This window comes from Pantoea sp. XAF26B01_ASV70 (assembly GCF_054512635.1).
Genome location: NZ_CM137251.1, coordinates 1639437 through 1654682, shown reverse-complemented (window position 1 = coordinate 1654682; position 15246 = coordinate 1639437). Strand labels below are relative to the sequence as shown.

Sequence of the window (15246 nt, the reverse complement as noted above, 5' to 3'; positions counted from 1 at the left end):
GAGACTGTAGTCGTAAAAGAGAGAGCTGCCCGAATTTATCACTAAAAATCGCGCAACTTGCTGAACAAATGTTCTTAATGTTTTTTTTCCGGATTGTTCTGTTTGTCTCTGCCGCCCTTCCTGTCAGACTTGCTTTTAAATTCACGATGGGATGTCACCATGAAACTTTCCATTCTCCTTACGCTGCTGGCTGCAACGGTCTGCTCCGTTTTTGCTGCCCATGGCAAATTTGAAACGCAGCAGGCTGGCCAGTCACTCTTCACGCAAAGCGGGGAAACGATCAGCGAAGAATAATGGCTGCGCGCAGCATCGTCAGTGACCGGCCAATCGGTTATGATCCGTTGCCATTTACCTGCCGGTTGCCCGATGTCTGCCATTATCGATACGTTTATCGCCCCGCCCTGCTTTGATGAGATAACCCTCCTCTTTCAGGACGACCATCTGCTGGTGATCAATAAACCCAGCGGCTTGCTGAGCCTGTCAGGCAAAAATCCGCAAAACCTCGATTCGGTGCATCATCGGCTGGTGAAGCTTTTTCCTGGCTGCACGCTGGTTCATCGGCTCGATTTTGGCACCTCCGGGCTGATGGTCGTCGCACGCAGCAAAACGATTAACGCGGCACTCTGCCAGCAATTCAGCCAGCGCAGCGTGCGTAAAACTTATCAGGCGCTGCTGTGCGGGCACCTTGCCGATGACGAAGGCGTTATTGATGCCGCGATAGCGAAAGATCCGGCGCAGTTTCCCCGGATGGTGATTTGCCCGATCCAGGGGAAACCTGCGCGCTCACGCTACCGGGTCATAGAACGCGGTTATTATCAGGAAAAAAAGGGAAAGGGATTGCCGGTCACGCGGGTCGAACTGATGCCGGAAACCGGGCGCACCCATCAGCTGCGCATTCACTGTCAGCAGCTGGGGCACCCGATTCTGGGCTGTGATCTCTACGGCGGGCTTTTGCTGCCTGGCGCAGATCAGGCAGAGAGACTGATGTTGCACGCCAGCGCACTGACGTTTGTTCACCCTGTCAGCGGCAGCACGCTGCAACTCTCTGCCGACAGCCCGTTCTGAATGCGTCAGCGCGCTGTTACCACATCAAATCATCGGGCACTTTGAAATCAGCATAAGGATCATCTTCGTCCTGTGCTTCTTCGCTTAATGCACTGTTTAATACGATGGCACTGGCATCACGCTGCGCAATTTTATCCGCTACGCTGGCGGGGATGATAGCGTACTGGCTCTCGCCATTATTGTCAGCCGCCAGGCGGGCAATGGCGAGACGCCCATTGATCAGCTGAGTCTGCGTCAGCTTATCCACCATAATCTTTTTGATCAGGTTATTGTCGGTGAAATTGAAGCTGATGTTGCCTCTTGCCACGTCAATTTTGTTCATTTCGATCAGCTGTTTGACCTGCGCTTTGTACTCTTTAGACAGCACAGCCAGCTTCTGCTGCTCGTTCAGCTGCTTATCCCGCTCAAGCTGCGCTTTTTTGTTATCTTCCACCGCCGCTCTGGCTTCGCGTGCCTGAACCCTGGATTTCTTCGCTGTCCGCTGAACCTTGTCCATTTTTTTGCTGGATACTAATCCCGCTTTCAGCATCTGCTCTTGCAAGGTGAGTTTTGTCATTGTCGTCTCTGAACCTGTGAAATAATGTCCGGGATTATACCTGTAATCATCCGGGCTGTACCAGGTTGCCGCACCTGCCACGCCCGCGATTGCGGGCAGCCTCTCAACACTGTGCTAACATTCCCCGGTCAAAATCACCTTATTGAGCACCATGTCAGAGCTAACAAAACGTAAAAATGACCCTGAAGGGCTGAAAAAACGCATTATCGCAGGCGCACTGAAAACCTTCGCGGAGTTTGGTATGCAGGGTGCCAGGCTGGAGCAGATTGCTGAGCATGCGCAAACCACTAAACGCATGGTGGTCTATCACTTTGGCAGTAAAGAGCAGCTTTATATCCACGTGCTGGAGCAGGTTTATCAGCAGATACGTCAGCACGAAACCGGCCTGAACCTGGCGGCGATGGAGCCGGAACTGGCCATGACCCGCCTGGTGGAAGCCAGTTTTGATTACCATGTCGAGCATCCCGATTTTATCCGGCTGGTCTGCAGTGAGAACCTGTTGCGCGGGCGCTACATCACCCAGTCGCCGCAGATTAAAGCCCTTAATCGCAGCGCGCTGGATCTGCTGGATGACATTCTGGCACGCGGTCAGCAACAGGGCGTGTTCACTGCCGATGTGCAGACCATCGATGTCCATCGCCTGATCAGCAGTATCTGCGTTCATCACGTCTCAAACCGCTACACCTTCAACGCCCTTTTCAGCCTGGACAACAGCGAAGCAGAGAGTATCCGCCGCAATCGTCAGCTGGCTGTAACCGCAACGTTACGCTATATCCGCAAATAATTGCCCGCAGGCCGGGCTGCGCTTAGCCATAGTCTACGCTTACTGATACTTGTCACTAAAATGCAATAATAAGGAATGCTGTTGTGAGCAGAGATGCACGCCTCTATCCGCTTCGTCAGACCCATGTTGAACCCGATGATGATGCGCTGTGGAACTGGGCGCAGAACGCGCAAATCGGCAGCCGTCACCAGGTTCAGCGTCCCGCCAGTGAAGCGGAATTACAGAGACTTATCCGGGAGTCACACGGCCAGATTCGGGTGATCGGCAGCAAGCTGTCGCCTGGTCGTATGCTGCATGTCAGTGATGACGATGTGCTGCTCGATCTCAGCGCACTGAGCGGCCAGCTTGCCAGTGATGAACAGAGCGTGACCTTTGGTGGCGCGACCCCGCTTGAGCAGGTCTATCGCAGCCTGACCGAAATGAACCGCATGCTGGCTTCATCGCCAGGCGTGATTGCGATTCAGACACTGGCGGGCGCGATGGCGACCGGAACGCACGGCCAGGGATTGCAGCAGAGTTCGATTGCCGACGAAGCGCTGGCAATCAGAATGGTGCTGGCCGATGGCAGCGTGCGCGAATTTGTTCGTGGCGACGCTGACTTCCCGGCAGCGCAGGTCTCACTGGGCGCACTAGGCATTGTTACCGCGGTAACCCTGCGTACCCAGCCGTTTAGCATCTTCACCTGCCACAAATATGCCGTCTCTGCCGATACCCTTGAAGAGGATCTGCTGCGCTGGAACAACGACTATCCGCTGAGCAAAGCCTGGTGGTTTGTCGATGACAACCTGATGCACGTCTGGAACGCCCATGAGGCGAGTGACGAAGAGCGTCAGCGCTACGAAGCGCAGGGTCGTCAGGTGGTGGAACATGAGGGCGACGTTGACGAAAGCCTCAACGACACTATCGACCAGACGCTGGCACATATGCACCGCGATACGCAGATTGAGGGCAAAGGGGGAAAACAGTTTCGCACCGTCACCCGTTTTCGTGATTTCACCGATGTTACCGGTGACATTTACCAGCTTTTCTGCCGCGGCATTGCAGTGCCACAGATCAATGTGGAAATCGGCGTGCCGCTGGCAAAAACCCCGGCCATCATTCGCCGCATCAAGCAGTGGTATGCCGAGAACCGTCCGCATATGCACTACCCGATTATCCTGCGCTGCACCGGTGCATCATCGGCCTGGCTCAGTCCGGCCGCTGACCAGCCAACCTGCTTTTTCGGCTTCGTGGTCTATTACGCCGACGATGGTTCGCTGTCACAGGAAGGCCTGCACTTCCTGACTGAAGTGGAAAAACTGCTGGCCGAAGAGGGCGGACGCCCGCACTGGGGCAAATATTACGATGAAGAACGCTACAACTGGCGTGAGATCTATCCGCAGTGGGACGCCTTCCGCGCCCTGCGCAGCCAGCTCGACCCAAATGGCCGACTGGGTAACGACTACATCACGCCACTATTTGACTGATTGAGGAAAGCTATGTTTGCCTGGGTAACGCTGTTAACTCAACCCGATTATCTGGTGGGCGTGAAAGCGCTGCACCGTTCGCTGCAACAGAGCCAGAGCCAGTGGCCGCTGGTGGTGATGACCACGCCGGCGATTTCAGCGTCTGACTGTCAGATTTTGCAGGATGAGGGCTGTGTGATTAAACCGGTCGACCCCCTCTATCCGCGCGACGATCTGGATCAGCACTACGCATCGGCGCAGTTCGGCGAAGTCTGGACCAAGCTGCGCGCATGGCAGCTCACCGATTATGAGCGCGTCGTGTTTCTGGATGCCGATATGCTGGTCCTTCAAAACATGGATGAGCTTTTTACCCTGGATCTGGGCGATAACCCGCTCGCCGCCTGTCACGCCTGCCGCTGTAATCCCAACCAGATTGCCTCTTATCCGGCAGAGTGGCAGCCTGAGCAGTGCCACTATACCTGGCAGGCGCGCGGTGAAAAGGCGCCAGAGAGTGTGGATCTGTACCTGAACGGCGGTTTTCTGGTGCTGAAGCCCGATAATGCGATGTTCGACGCACTGGAAAAGCGTATTGCCGCCATTGATGATCTCAGTAACTATCCCTTCTCCGAGCAGGATCTGCTGAACGAAGTGTTTGCCGATCGCTGGAAGCCGCTCTCTTACATCTACAATGCCTTGAAAACGCTGCCGTTTCAGCACAGCGGTCTCTGGCACGATGAAGAGGTGAAGAACCTGCACTATATTCTGGCAAAACCGTGGAAACGCGATCTCAGCCAGCCCGAGAGTCAGCGCGATCGCTTTTATGCGCTGGATAAATTGTGGTGGGAAAAAAGCGGTCTGATCTGATTGGCTGTGGGCGGGAAGCCAACGTTTCCCGCCCTGCCCGCCAGTGTTAATCAACACATCGGCAATACCCTCTATCCCTCTGATTCTGCCCTATACCTCAATCCAGCGGCGTTGCACTGCTGAGTCAGCAATCGCTTCCAGTACCTTCTGAACCTGCAATCCCTCTGCAAAATCGGGCCACATGCGGTCGCCCGCTGCGATGCCGTTGATCAGGTCGCGAATCTCCACCGTTTTCTGATCGTTAAAGCCGATACCGTGTCCGGCAGAAACACAGAAATTTGCGTAGTCAGGGTGCGCTGGTCCGGTCAGGATAGTTTTAAATCCCTGACGCCCGGCCGGTTCGTCATGCAGATAAAGCTCCAGCTCCGCCATGCGCTCCTGGGTGTAGCGCAGTGTGCCTTTAGTGCCGGTGACAACGTAAGTCAGGCCCATTTTTGCGCCACAGGCGATGCGTGAGGTTTCAATCACGCCGTGCGCGCCGTTATGGAAGCGCAGCAGCGCGCTGGCCTGATCTTCGTTTTCGACCGGTAACTGCCGCGCAGGCTCTTTCGGGTCGGGCCGGGAGGCGATCACCGTCATCATGTCGCCGCTGACCTCAGCAATGTCACCCACCAGGTAGTGCGCCATATTAACGATATGCGCCGCCAGATCGCCCAGCGCACCGAGGCCTGCCAGCGCTTTCTGACAGTGCCAGTCGAGCGGCGTTTCCGGTCGGGCGAGATAATCCTCGTTATGGGTGCCGTAGAAATGCACCACGTCGCCTATCTCACCATTGGCAATGATCTCTTTCGCCAGCTGGCTGGTAGGGTTTTTCATATAGTTGAAGCCTACCAGCGTTTTAACCCCTGCCGCATCGGCTGCCGCCACCATCTCCTGCGCATCCGCCACGCTTAACGACAGCGGCTTTTCTGAATAGACGTGTTTGCCGTGGCGTATCGCCTCCAGCGCCATCTCTTTATGCAGGAAGTTGGGGGCGCAGATATCCACGACATCAATCGCCGGGTCGCGGACCAGCGCGCGCCAGTCACCCGTCGATCGTGCGAAACCAAAGGTCGCCGCCTGACGGGCGGCCAGCTCGGGGTTCACTTCAGCCAGCATCTCCCGCACGATTTCGCCTTTCAGCGCAAATACAGTGGGGGCCTGGGCATAAGCAATCGCGTGGCAGCGTCCGATATAGCCGCTGCCAATCATGCCGATTCTGACTTTGTTCATTTCAACTCCACGGATTCAGTTCAGGGTTGAAATGGAATCTACGTTTCGTTTTTATTGCTGACAAAGCCAGAATGGAGACTTTGTGACGCCCGTAAAAAACTATCCGGTTAAATCACGCGCCTGGCCGCCTGACAAGGGCGATACAGCGCCATAACACCTCATAAACACCTCAGTTTTACACGTGGCGTTTTGCCGGATGAGTCAGCCGCACAGGCCGCTCTGTCAGTGCTTAAAACGCCATAGTGGCGACTATTTCAGCAGTCGCGCTAATTTATGAAAAAGAGCTTTGACATGGCCCGGCGTGGCCGTTACTATGCGCCCCGTTCAAACGATTCCTCTGTAGTTCAGTCGGTAGAACGGCGGACTGTTAATCCGTATGTCACTGGTTCGAGTCCAGTCAGAGGAGCCAAATTAGAAAAGCCTGCTTAGGAAACTAAGCGGGCTTTTTGCTTTTCATACTTCTGATAAAATTTTTGCGTCTTACTCAGTCTGTTTACTCTTCAAATTCCCCGTTCTTTTCGTTAGTGCCTGATACTTAGACATTCGGTGCCGCCCTCACTTAAAGGTTCATTTCTGACCCCTACATCTCATACTCTTTTTAACAAATGCATTAATAGTGACTTAAAGTGTCATAAATGACCTTTCATCGGCATATTTCGCATTCTGGCTGTAAGCTGAGAAGATGATGCCGGTAAATAGTTCAAAAATGACCCTTTTAGTACTATAGTCGGACCATATCGTTTCAAAAACGTACTGAAATTGCAGAAAAGGTCAAAAATGAACCTTGATGAGATTAAATCTTCGTTGCTAAGCCTTTCTGAGTCAGATCGGCAAAAGGTATTGGCGGGGTTAGCTTTGAGTAGAGAAGTCACAACAGAAGCAATAAATGCGGACAAACCGGACACCCGATCGGAGCTGAGTGATCTGACGTTTCCGACACTGCCACAACTACTGGCCAATGAACTCAAACAACAAAACATCACCTATGAAGAGATGGCGATTCAGATTGGTGTATCACTCTCAACATTTAAACGACTGATTGCTAAACCATCTTCTGCAAAGGCAATAAATCTTCACGCCTTGCTTAAAGAACTGGGTATAAAAGTATGGCTCGAAAAATAGAGGTGTGGCTTTACAACACGCTGGCAGGAACGCTGAGTGAAGGGCAAAACGGTTATACTTTCTGCTACCTGCCCACTTATGCTGGTTGTGCGATATCTCTCAGCATGCCGGTAAGACCTGAGCCCTATTTAAGTGAAGAGCTACATCCCTTCTTTAAAGGTTTAGCGCCGGAAGGCTGGTTGCGAAAACGCTATTCTGAAATTCAAAAAATTGATGATAAAGATCTGTTCGGCTTACTGATGGAAAATGGTAACGATTTGCTTGGGGCTGTCGTCTTTAAAGAGATAACATCATGAATTCAGAACGCTGCCTGATCACATTAAAACGGCTTAAAGAATCTGAGCTAAAAACTGGCTACTCAACAAAAGGCATCCGGCATCTGCTGGGTAGTCTGAATGTGGCTCTTAGCCTGCCGTTTACTCGCAGTCAGTTTATTCAGGAACTCCCTGAACGTCAGAAAGGCATGAGCATTTCAGGCTATCAACCCAAACTTTCACTTCGCCTAACAAAGGGAGAACTGGTGGTCGTCAGCAATGATGGCACCTATATCCTGAAACCCTCTCCGGAAGAATACCCACACCTGGCAGAAAACGAGCATGCCACTATGTGCGTTATGCAGCGTCTGAAATTTGACGTCCCCCCATTCGGGCTGATGCCATTCAGACACGATGAAAATCGGCCAGAAGAACTGGCGTTTGTCATTAAAAGGTATGACCGGACAGCGTCAGATAATGCGAGATTACATCAGGAACAGCTGGATGGCGCGATGGGTCTCGGCGATAAATATGGCAGGATTGATAATCATAAAGCCATCAGTTATGAGAAAGCCGCTAAATTCCTGAATACCAGAGTGAACAGCAGCTTAAAGAGTAAACGTGACCTCTTTTTGCGCATCGTGTATGCCTATGTGCTGGGAAACAATGATTTTCATCTGCGCAATATCGGGATTATCCTGCCTCCGCAGGGTTCACCCTGGCTGGCCCCGGTTTATGACTTTATCAGCGTTGTGCCCTACCCTGCAGCGTTTGGAGAGTATTTAGCTTTGCCCCTGCTGGAACGTGAAGAAAATGATGCAGGAAACGCACCGGGGATCAATTCAGAGTACGGAGAATATCTGGGTGCAGACTTTATCCTGCTTGCCCAGGGTATGGATATTAATCCGACACTGGCACGAAAATGGCTTTCCGAGGTGGTGAGTCATCATCAGCTTATTATCGATACTTATAATGAAAGTCATATGCCTGAATCGCAGCGGGAAGCCGTACTTGACTACGTGGCCCGAAGGATCACGTTACTGGCAGTGACCGAAATTTAAATGATGCCATTAACCTGTTGTACCTGGGTTGTAAAAGGATAGTTAAGCGGTCGAATAACTCACCTGCTCTCATAAAAAAACCCGCTAATATCAGCGGGTTTCAGGTTTTACAACGTCAACAGCAATCAGAGTTCAAACCGATCCAGATTCATCACTTTGGTCCAGGCGGCAACAAAGTCTTTGACGAATTTTTCACGGGCGTCGCTGCTGGCGTAGACTTCCGCCGAGGCGCGTAACACCGCATTGGAGCCAAACACCAGATCGGCGCGCGTGGCGGTGAAACGGGTTTCGCCAGTGACGCGATCCCGTCCAATGAATTTCTCATTGGTCGAATCGGCGGCTTTCCACTCGGTGCGCATATCCAGCAGATTCACGAAGAAGTCTGTGTTCAGCGTCCCTGTGTGGTGCGTGAAGATGCCGTGCTGGCTGCCATCAAAGTTAGCACCCAGCGCACGCATTCCGCCAACCAGCACCGTTAACTCCGGCACGGTCAGGGTCAGCTGCTGCGCTTTATCGATCAGCAGATTTTCGGTGGTGGTTTTGCCGAAGCCAGTACCGTAGTTACGGAAACCATCTGCACGCGGTTTCAGCAGATCGAACGATTCGATGTCAGTCTGATCCTGACGCGCATCAACACGGCCCGGAGTAAATGGCACGTCAATTTCAACGCCAGCTGCTTTCGCCGCCTGCTCAACGCCGACCACACCCGCCAGCACGATCACATCTGCCAGTGAAGCCTTGTGCGCTTCACGCTGCACCGCTTCCAGCGTCGGCAGCACGCGTGCCGCGATGGCATTGACGTCCCACTCACGCTGCGGCAGCAACGCCAGGCGGGCACCGTTGGCACCACCACGTTTGTCGCCGCCACGGAAGGTTGATGCCGAAGCCCAGGCAACCGAAACCAGCTCGCTGACGCTGAGGCCGGTTGCAGCAATCTTCTCTTTCAGCTGCGCGATATCCGCCACGGTTGGATGATAAACCGGTGCAGGCAGCGGATCCTGCCAGATCAGATCTTCCTGCGGGACTTCAGGTCCGATGTAGCGCGCTTTTGGCCCCATATCACGGTGAGTCAGCTTAAACCAGGCACGGGCAAAGGCTTCGTTGAACGCCTGCGGATCGTTGTGGAAACGACGCGAAATCTTTTCAAATTCCGGGTCAAAACGCAGCGTCAGGTCGGTGACCAGCATGGTCGGCTTGTGTTTCTTCGCAGCGTCAAACGCATCCGGGATAATGTCCGGGGCATCAGCTGCCACGAACTGGATGGCATCCGCCGGGCTGCGCGTCTGAACCCACTCATATTTGAACAGGTTCTCGAAGAAGTAGTTACTCCACTGGGTTGGCGTCTGAGACCAGATTACTTCCAGACCAGAGGTAATCGCATCTGCGCCAACGCCCGTGCCGTGGCTGTTGACCCAGCCCAGGCCCTGCGCCTCAATCGGTGCAGTTTCCGGATCGACACCGACGTGGCTGGCCGGTGCGGCACCGTGGGTTTTACCCAGCGTATGTCCACCGGCAATCAATGCCACGATCTCTTCGTCGTTCATGCCCATGTTGCCGAAAGTGGCGCGAATAGCCGGGGCCGCAGAGGCAGGATCGCCGCTGTGTTCCGGACCTTCCGGGTTGACGTAGATCAGACCCATTTCGGTAGCGCCCAGTGGCGACTGCGCCAGGGATTCCGGGTGACGGTGTTCCAGCCAGGCGGCTTCTTCGCCCCAGTTCACATCCATATCCGGTTCCCAGACATCTTCACGTCCGGCACCAAAGCCAAAGGTACGGAATCCGGAGTTTTCCAGCGCGACGTTGCCCGCCAGAATGTAGAGGTCGGCCCAAGAGATCTTCTGACCATATTTCTGTTTAACCGGCCACAGTAAGCGGCGCGCTTTATCCAGACTAACGTTGTCTGGCCAAGAGTTTAGGGGTGCGAAGCGTTGCTGACCACGACCTGAACCACCGCGTCCGTCCACGGAGCGATAGGTTCCGGCGCTGTGCCAGGCCATACGAATAAACAGGCCGATATAGCTGCCCCAGTCAGCGGGCCACCAGGCTTGTGACTCGGTGAGCAACCCTTTGATGTCAGCTTTCAGCGCTGAGTAATCTAATTTGGCAAATTCTTTACGGTAATCGAAGGATTCATCAAGCGGGTTCGAACGGGATGAGTGCTGGTTCAGCAGGTCAACCCGGAGTTGATTAGGCCACCAGTCGCGGTTGGTTGTTCCGCCGCCCGGCGCCTGATTTTCCTGAGAAGGCTTACCGGCATGAAAAGGACATTTGCCCTCGGGCGCTTCGCGATCGGCTTCGACAATAGGCTTTGCATCTTTTGCATCTTCATCAATGGAATTGCTCATGGTCACACCTCTTTTTTGTATTTTCATCGCTACTCTATAGAGGATTTTCAGGATCGCACACCTGTCTCATCCTATCTGTTTGATAGCTTTTACCTTTTTATACGCCTTCTTCAAAAGCTTAAAACAATGAATTGACGGTTGCCGCCAGGCTGCAGAGAGCAGCGAAGCGGCAACTGTCACCCTGAGACTATTCCGACAGCGCCGGTTTCACAACTGCCGTTTTGCTGCCCGGCAGGCGGATGCGGAACCAGATAGCGTACATTGCGGGCAGGAAAACCAGCGTGATCAGGGTGCCGCCCAGCGTGCCACCAATCAGGGTATAGGCCAGCGTTCCCCAGAACACCGAGTGGGTCAGTGGAATAAACGCCAGAATCGCCGCCATTGCCGTCAGCAGCACCGGACGGGCACGCTGCACTGTCGCTTCGACCACTGCATCAAAGGGTGCCAGACCCTCCTGTTCATTGTGGTGAATCTGCCCTATCAGAATCAGCGTGTTACGCATCAGGATGCCCGACAGGGCAATCAGCCCGACCAGTGCATTAATACCAAACGGCTGACTGAACAGCAGCAGCGTCGGCACGACGCCAATCAGCCCGAGAGGCGCAGTCAGAAAGACCATGATCATCGCCGACAGAGAACGCACCTGCAGAATGATGATTAGCAGAGTGATCGCAATCATGATCGGGAACAGCGGGGCCATCGCCTGGGTCGCTTTACCGGACTCCTCTATTGAACCGGCCAGTTCAATGCGGTAGCCCGCGGGCAGCGTCGCGATGATCGGTTGCAGGGCTTTGTTCAGCGCCGTCGAGACGTCAGGCGGCTCCAGGGAATCGGCGATATCACCCCGAACGGTGATGGTCGGCGTGCGGTCGCGCCGCCGCAGTACGGGATCTTCCATTTTCACCTGCACATCACCAATCTGCGATAAGGGAATACGCTGACCCGCGGCGCCCACCAGCGTGAAGTCGGCGATTTTAGCCGGATCGAGCCGGGTTTCTCCGGCCGCACGCCCCACCACCTGGACCGCGCGGATATCTTCCCGCACGGTAGTGACAGGCACGCCCGACAGCAGAAACTGTAATTGCCGGGCGACGTCACTGGATGTCAGCCCCACTGCCTGCAGCCGGTTCTGATCCAGTGAAAAATGCAGCGTCGGCACGGGGGCGCCCCAGTCGGTGTTCACCGTCCTCATCATCGGGCTGGCCCGTAGGACCGCTTCCACCCGATCGGCAATCGCGCGCAGATGGGCCGGATCAGGCCCCATCACCCGCCACGCCACCGGATAAGGGGAGTATGGGCCAAACACCAGCTGCGTCACACGAACCTGCGCTTCAGGCACCAGACCGCTGGCAATGGCGGCGCGCAGCTGCGTTTTCAGTGCCTCACGCGCGTCCTGACTGTCGGTCAGTACCACCAGCTTGGCAAAGGCCGGATCGGGCAGTTCCGGTGCCATCGCCAGATAAAAACGCGGTGGCCCCTGACCAATATAGGTGGTGACGATTTTTGCCTGCTGCTGCTGTTTAAGCCATGTCTCAACCTTTTCAGCCGCTGCGCGGGTCTGTTCTATGGCGCTGCCGTAGGGGAGCTGAACTTCAACCAGCACTTCAGGCCGGTCTGAGGTCGGGAAAAACTGTTTTTTCACCAGCGCCATACCGAGCACAGCGGCGATAAACAGGGCAATCACCACGCCTGCCACCCAGCCTTTACGGGCAATCACGCGGGTCAGCAGGCGGCGAAAGCGGTTGTAGTGGCGGGTGTTGTAGATCGCTGCGTGGCCGCCTTCTACCGTTTTGATGGCTGGCAGCAGCTTTACGCCAAGATAAGGGGTGAACACCACCGCGACGATCCAGGAGGCGATCAACGCGATGCCGACTATCCAGAACATATTGCTGGTGTACTCGCCCGCCGTGGACTGCGCAAACCCATTGGGCATAAACCCGACGGCCGTAACCAGGGTGCCTGCCAGCATTGGTGCCGCCGTATGACTCCAGGCATAGGCAGAAGCCTTAATGCGGTCGTAGCCCTCTTCCATTTTCACTACCATCATCTCAATGGCGATAATGGCGTCGTCCACCAGCAGGCCCAGCGCCAGAATCAGCGAACCCAGCGTGATGCGGTCAAAGTTTTTGCCGGAAGCCTCCATCACCACAAACACCACCGCCAGGGTGAGCGGCACCGCAGCCGCGACCACTACCCCGACACGCCAGCCCATGCTGACAAAGCAGACCACCATCACCACCAGCAACGCCACGACGAACTTAACCATAAATTCATCAACCGCCGAGCGGATATTGACGGACTGATCGGTGACCTGAGTCAGTGAGAGCCCCAGCGGCATCGCCTGGTTAATGCGGGCGGTTTCAGCCGCCAGTGCCTTGCCGAGTTCCAGACCGTTCCAGCCTTCACGCATTACGATACCCAGCAACAGCGCCGGTTCGCCCTGATTGCGCACCATAAAGGTGGCGGGATCTTCGTAACCCCGGGTCACCGTAGCCACGTCCGCCAGCTTCAGGCTTCTCCCCTGCGCCACAATCGGCGTCTCACGGATTTTTTCCAGTTTATCGAACGCGCCATCCAGCCGGATAAAGACCTGCGGCCCCTGCGTATCAATCGATCCCGCTGGCGTCAGGACATTCTGATCGTTCAGCGCAGCAAAAATCGCTTGCGGGGTGATGCCGAGTGTCGCCAGTCGATCGTGTGAAAACGACACATAGATGCGTTCACTCTGCTCACCGATGATATTGACCTTTTTCACGCCAGGCAGATGCAGCAGTCGCTGACGCAGTGATTCCGCTTCACGAACCAGCAGGCGCTGCGGCTCCCCTTTTGCCTTCAGCGCCAGCAGTGCAAAGGTCACGTCGGAGAACTCGTCGTTGATCATCGGCCCGATGACCCCGGCAGGCAGATTTCTGCTCTCATCACCCAGCTTCTTACGCGCCTGGTAAAACTCCTCCTGAACCTGGGAAGGCGGCGTTTTATCCTGCAGGGATAACATAGTGAAAGCCAGACCGGGGCGCGTGTACGTCTCGCTACGGTCATACCACCTCAGCTCCTGCAGACGCTTTTCCAGCGGCTCGGCCACCTGATCCTGCATCTCCTGAGCCGTCGCACCTGGCCAGGCGGAGATAATCGTCATCTGTTTTACGGTGAACGGCGGATCTTCTGCCCGTCCCAGTTCGAAAAAGGACAAGACGCCCGCCACGGTAATCAGGATGATCAGAAACAGCGTAATGGCGCGCTCGCGCACGGCCAGCGCTGACAGATTAAAGCGTCCCTGGCTCATGGCTGGCTCCCGGCAACGGCAGCGTCATCGGGGCGCACGCGCTCCCCCTGCTGCAACAGATGCGCGCCCAGCGCCACTATCTGATCGCCAGCATGAAGCTGACCCGTGACGGTGGCCGCCTCGTCACTTATCGACACCACCGTCACCGGCCGCCAGGCAACGGTAGCGGGCTGGCCGGTAATATCCCAGACGCCTGGCCCTTTACCGGCATCGTAGATCGCCGCCAGCGGAACCTGCAGCAGCGGTTGCGACGGTTTATTCGGCAGCGTGATTGTGACGGTGGCTCCCAGCGGTGCGCTGGCCAGTGCGCCCTCCAGCACATATCTCGCCTCAAAGGTGCGCGTCATCGGATCGGCCACATCAGCCAGTTGACGCAGCCGGGCGGAAACCGGCGCACTGTCCGCACCATACAGCGTTGCCTTTGCCTCACTTCCCACTGCCGGGCGCAGGGTCTCTGGCAACTGAACACTTGCCTCGCGCTGTCCGGCTCTGGCCAGTCTGATGACAGCCTCACCGGCACTCACAACCTGACCCGGCTCCGCCAGCGTTGCCATCACCACGCCATCGTCATCAGCCAGGAGCAGCGCATATCCGCTGGCGTTACCTGCAACGCTGGCCTGCGCCTGGGCGGCTTTCAGCTCAGCCTGAGCGGTGGCCGCAGCGGCCCGAATCTGGTCGTATGCCGACGCAGAAACTGCCCCGGTTGCCACCAGAGTGCGGTAACGCGCCTGATCGGCGCTGGCCTGTCTGACGCGTGCCTGCGCGGCGGCAACGGCCTGCTGCTGAGCCTGGGCCTGCAGCCGGAGATCTGCCGGGTCGAGCCGCATCAGCGGCTGACCGCGCTTCACCCGCTGGCCGCTGTCCACCAGCCGTTCGAGGATTTTTCCTGAGACCCGAAAGCCGAGGTCGCTCTGAACCCGGGCAACCACGACGCCACTAAACGCACGGCTGCCATCGGTGGCGCTGATGACCTTTGTGACCCTGACCAGCGGCGGCTGCGTGCGCGGATCGTCTTTGGGTGAATTATCCCGGCAACCCGCCAGCGCCAGTGGCAGCAGACAAACAACCAGAATGGCAGGATTGAACCTGAGCATAGATTACCTTCAACAGTAAGCAGGAGAGTGCCGCCATTCTCTTATCATGTGACCAATACTGTCAATAGTCACAAATTACGTAAAGGCATTGTCCGTTCATACAGGTTATGAAAACACGTTAAACCAGGGAAATGCGTTGATGAAGGGTTCAGGCCCACCCT

Annotated in this window: 13 protein-coding genes and 1 tRNA gene; 8 read left to right on the top strand and 6 right to left on the bottom strand. The window is 55.5% G+C overall.

Annotated features, from left to right (window positions below; genetic code table 11):
* Nucleotides 1-74: 74 nt before the first annotated feature.
* Nucleotides 75-377 carry a hypothetical protein gene (locus ACX8ZY_RS07725; protein ID WP_154210388.1) on the bottom strand — a complete coding sequence of 101 codons (303 nt, stop codon included), beginning with the start codon at nt 375-377 and terminating at the stop codon, nt 75-77.
* Between ACX8ZY_RS07725 and ACX8ZY_RS07720 the strand changes: the two genes are divergently transcribed.
* Nucleotides 367-1065, top strand: coding sequence for an RluA family pseudouridine synthase (locus ACX8ZY_RS07720; protein WP_277972333.1), 699 nt, complete (start codon nt 367-369; stop codon nt 1063-1065). The genes ACX8ZY_RS07725 and ACX8ZY_RS07720 overlap by 11 nt on opposite strands.
* Nucleotides 1066-1081: 16 nt before the next feature.
* On the opposite strand, the gene ACX8ZY_RS07715 is transcribed toward ACX8ZY_RS07720, so the two are convergent.
* A complete protein-coding gene (locus ACX8ZY_RS07715; RefSeq protein ID WP_010247968.1) occupies nt 1082-1621 on the bottom strand; it encodes a DUF2058 domain-containing protein in 540 nt (179 codons plus the stop codon).
* 151 nt (nt 1622-1772) lie between these two features.
* Here ACX8ZY_RS07715 and ACX8ZY_RS07710 point away from each other — a divergent pair, with 151 nt between their 5' ends.
* From ACX8ZY_RS07710 to ACX8ZY_RS07700, 3 genes are all read left to right on the top strand, one after another.
* Entirely contained in the window at nt 1773-2405 is a 633-nt protein-coding gene (locus ACX8ZY_RS07710; protein ID WP_158131581.1) for a TetR family transcriptional regulator, read from the top strand.
* Between the two features lie 83 nt (nt 2406-2488).
* The gene (locus ACX8ZY_RS07705) at nt 2489-3871 is read left to right on the top strand and encodes a D-arabinono-1,4-lactone oxidase (protein ID WP_132500078.1); all 1383 of its coding nucleotides are present in this window, start codon (nt 2489-2491) and stop codon (nt 3869-3871) included.
* A 12-nt stretch (nt 3872-3883) separates the two neighbouring features.
* Entirely contained in the window at nt 3884-4714 is an 831-nt protein-coding gene (locus ACX8ZY_RS07700; protein ID WP_060680551.1) for a glycosyltransferase family 8 protein, read from the top strand.
* Nucleotides 4715-4804: 90 nt separating this feature from the next.
* On the opposite strand, the gene ACX8ZY_RS07695 is transcribed toward ACX8ZY_RS07700, so the two are convergent.
* Nucleotides 4805-5926, bottom strand: a complete 1122-nt coding sequence (locus ACX8ZY_RS07695) for a Gfo/Idh/MocA family protein (protein WP_158131580.1) — start codon at nt 5924-5926, stop codon at nt 4805-4807.
* Between the two features lie 333 nt (nt 5927-6259).
* On the opposite strand from ACX8ZY_RS07695, the gene ACX8ZY_RS07690 reads away from it, so the two are divergent.
* The 4 genes from ACX8ZY_RS07690 to ACX8ZY_RS07675 all read left to right on the top strand — a co-directional run bounded on the left by ACX8ZY_RS07690 (nt 6260) and on the right by ACX8ZY_RS07675 (nt 8363).
* Nucleotides 6260-6335, top strand: a tRNA-Asn gene (locus ACX8ZY_RS07690).
* A gap of 368 nt (nt 6336-6703) precedes the next feature.
* Entirely contained in the window at nt 6704-7048 is a 345-nt protein-coding gene (locus ACX8ZY_RS07685; protein ID WP_010247978.1) for a helix-turn-helix domain-containing protein, read from the top strand.
* Nucleotides 7033-7344 carry a HipA N-terminal domain-containing protein gene (locus ACX8ZY_RS07680; protein WP_010670935.1) on the top strand — a complete coding sequence of 104 codons (312 nt, stop codon included), beginning with the start codon at nt 7033-7035 and terminating at the stop codon, nt 7342-7344. Before ACX8ZY_RS07685 ends, ACX8ZY_RS07680 begins: the two co-directional genes overlap by 16 nt.
* Nucleotides 7341-8363, top strand: a complete 1023-nt coding sequence (locus ACX8ZY_RS07675) for a type II toxin-antitoxin system HipA family toxin (RefSeq protein WP_158131579.1) — start codon at nt 7341-7343, stop codon at nt 8361-8363. The genes ACX8ZY_RS07680 and ACX8ZY_RS07675 overlap by 4 nt, the downstream gene beginning before the upstream one ends.
* A 125-nt stretch (nt 8364-8488) precedes the next feature.
* Here ACX8ZY_RS07675 and katG read toward each other — a convergent pair whose 3' ends face one another.
* From katG to ACX8ZY_RS07660, 3 genes are all read right to left on the bottom strand, one after another.
* The gene (katG, locus tag ACX8ZY_RS07670; protein WP_233273082.1) at nt 8489-10708 is read right to left on the bottom strand and encodes a catalase/peroxidase HPI; all 2220 of its coding nucleotides are present in this window, start codon (nt 10706-10708) and stop codon (nt 8489-8491) included.
* Between the two features lie 187 nt (nt 10709-10895).
* Nucleotides 10896-13991, bottom strand: a complete 3096-nt coding sequence (locus ACX8ZY_RS07665; protein WP_033767734.1) for an efflux RND transporter permease subunit — start codon at nt 13989-13991, stop codon at nt 10896-10898.
* Nucleotides 13988-15085, bottom strand: coding sequence for an efflux RND transporter periplasmic adaptor subunit (locus tag ACX8ZY_RS07660; RefSeq protein WP_158131578.1), 1098 nt, complete (start codon nt 15083-15085; stop codon nt 13988-13990). Before ACX8ZY_RS07660 ends, ACX8ZY_RS07665 begins: the two co-directional genes overlap by 4 nt.
* Between the last annotated feature and the right edge of the window lie 161 nt (nt 15086-15246).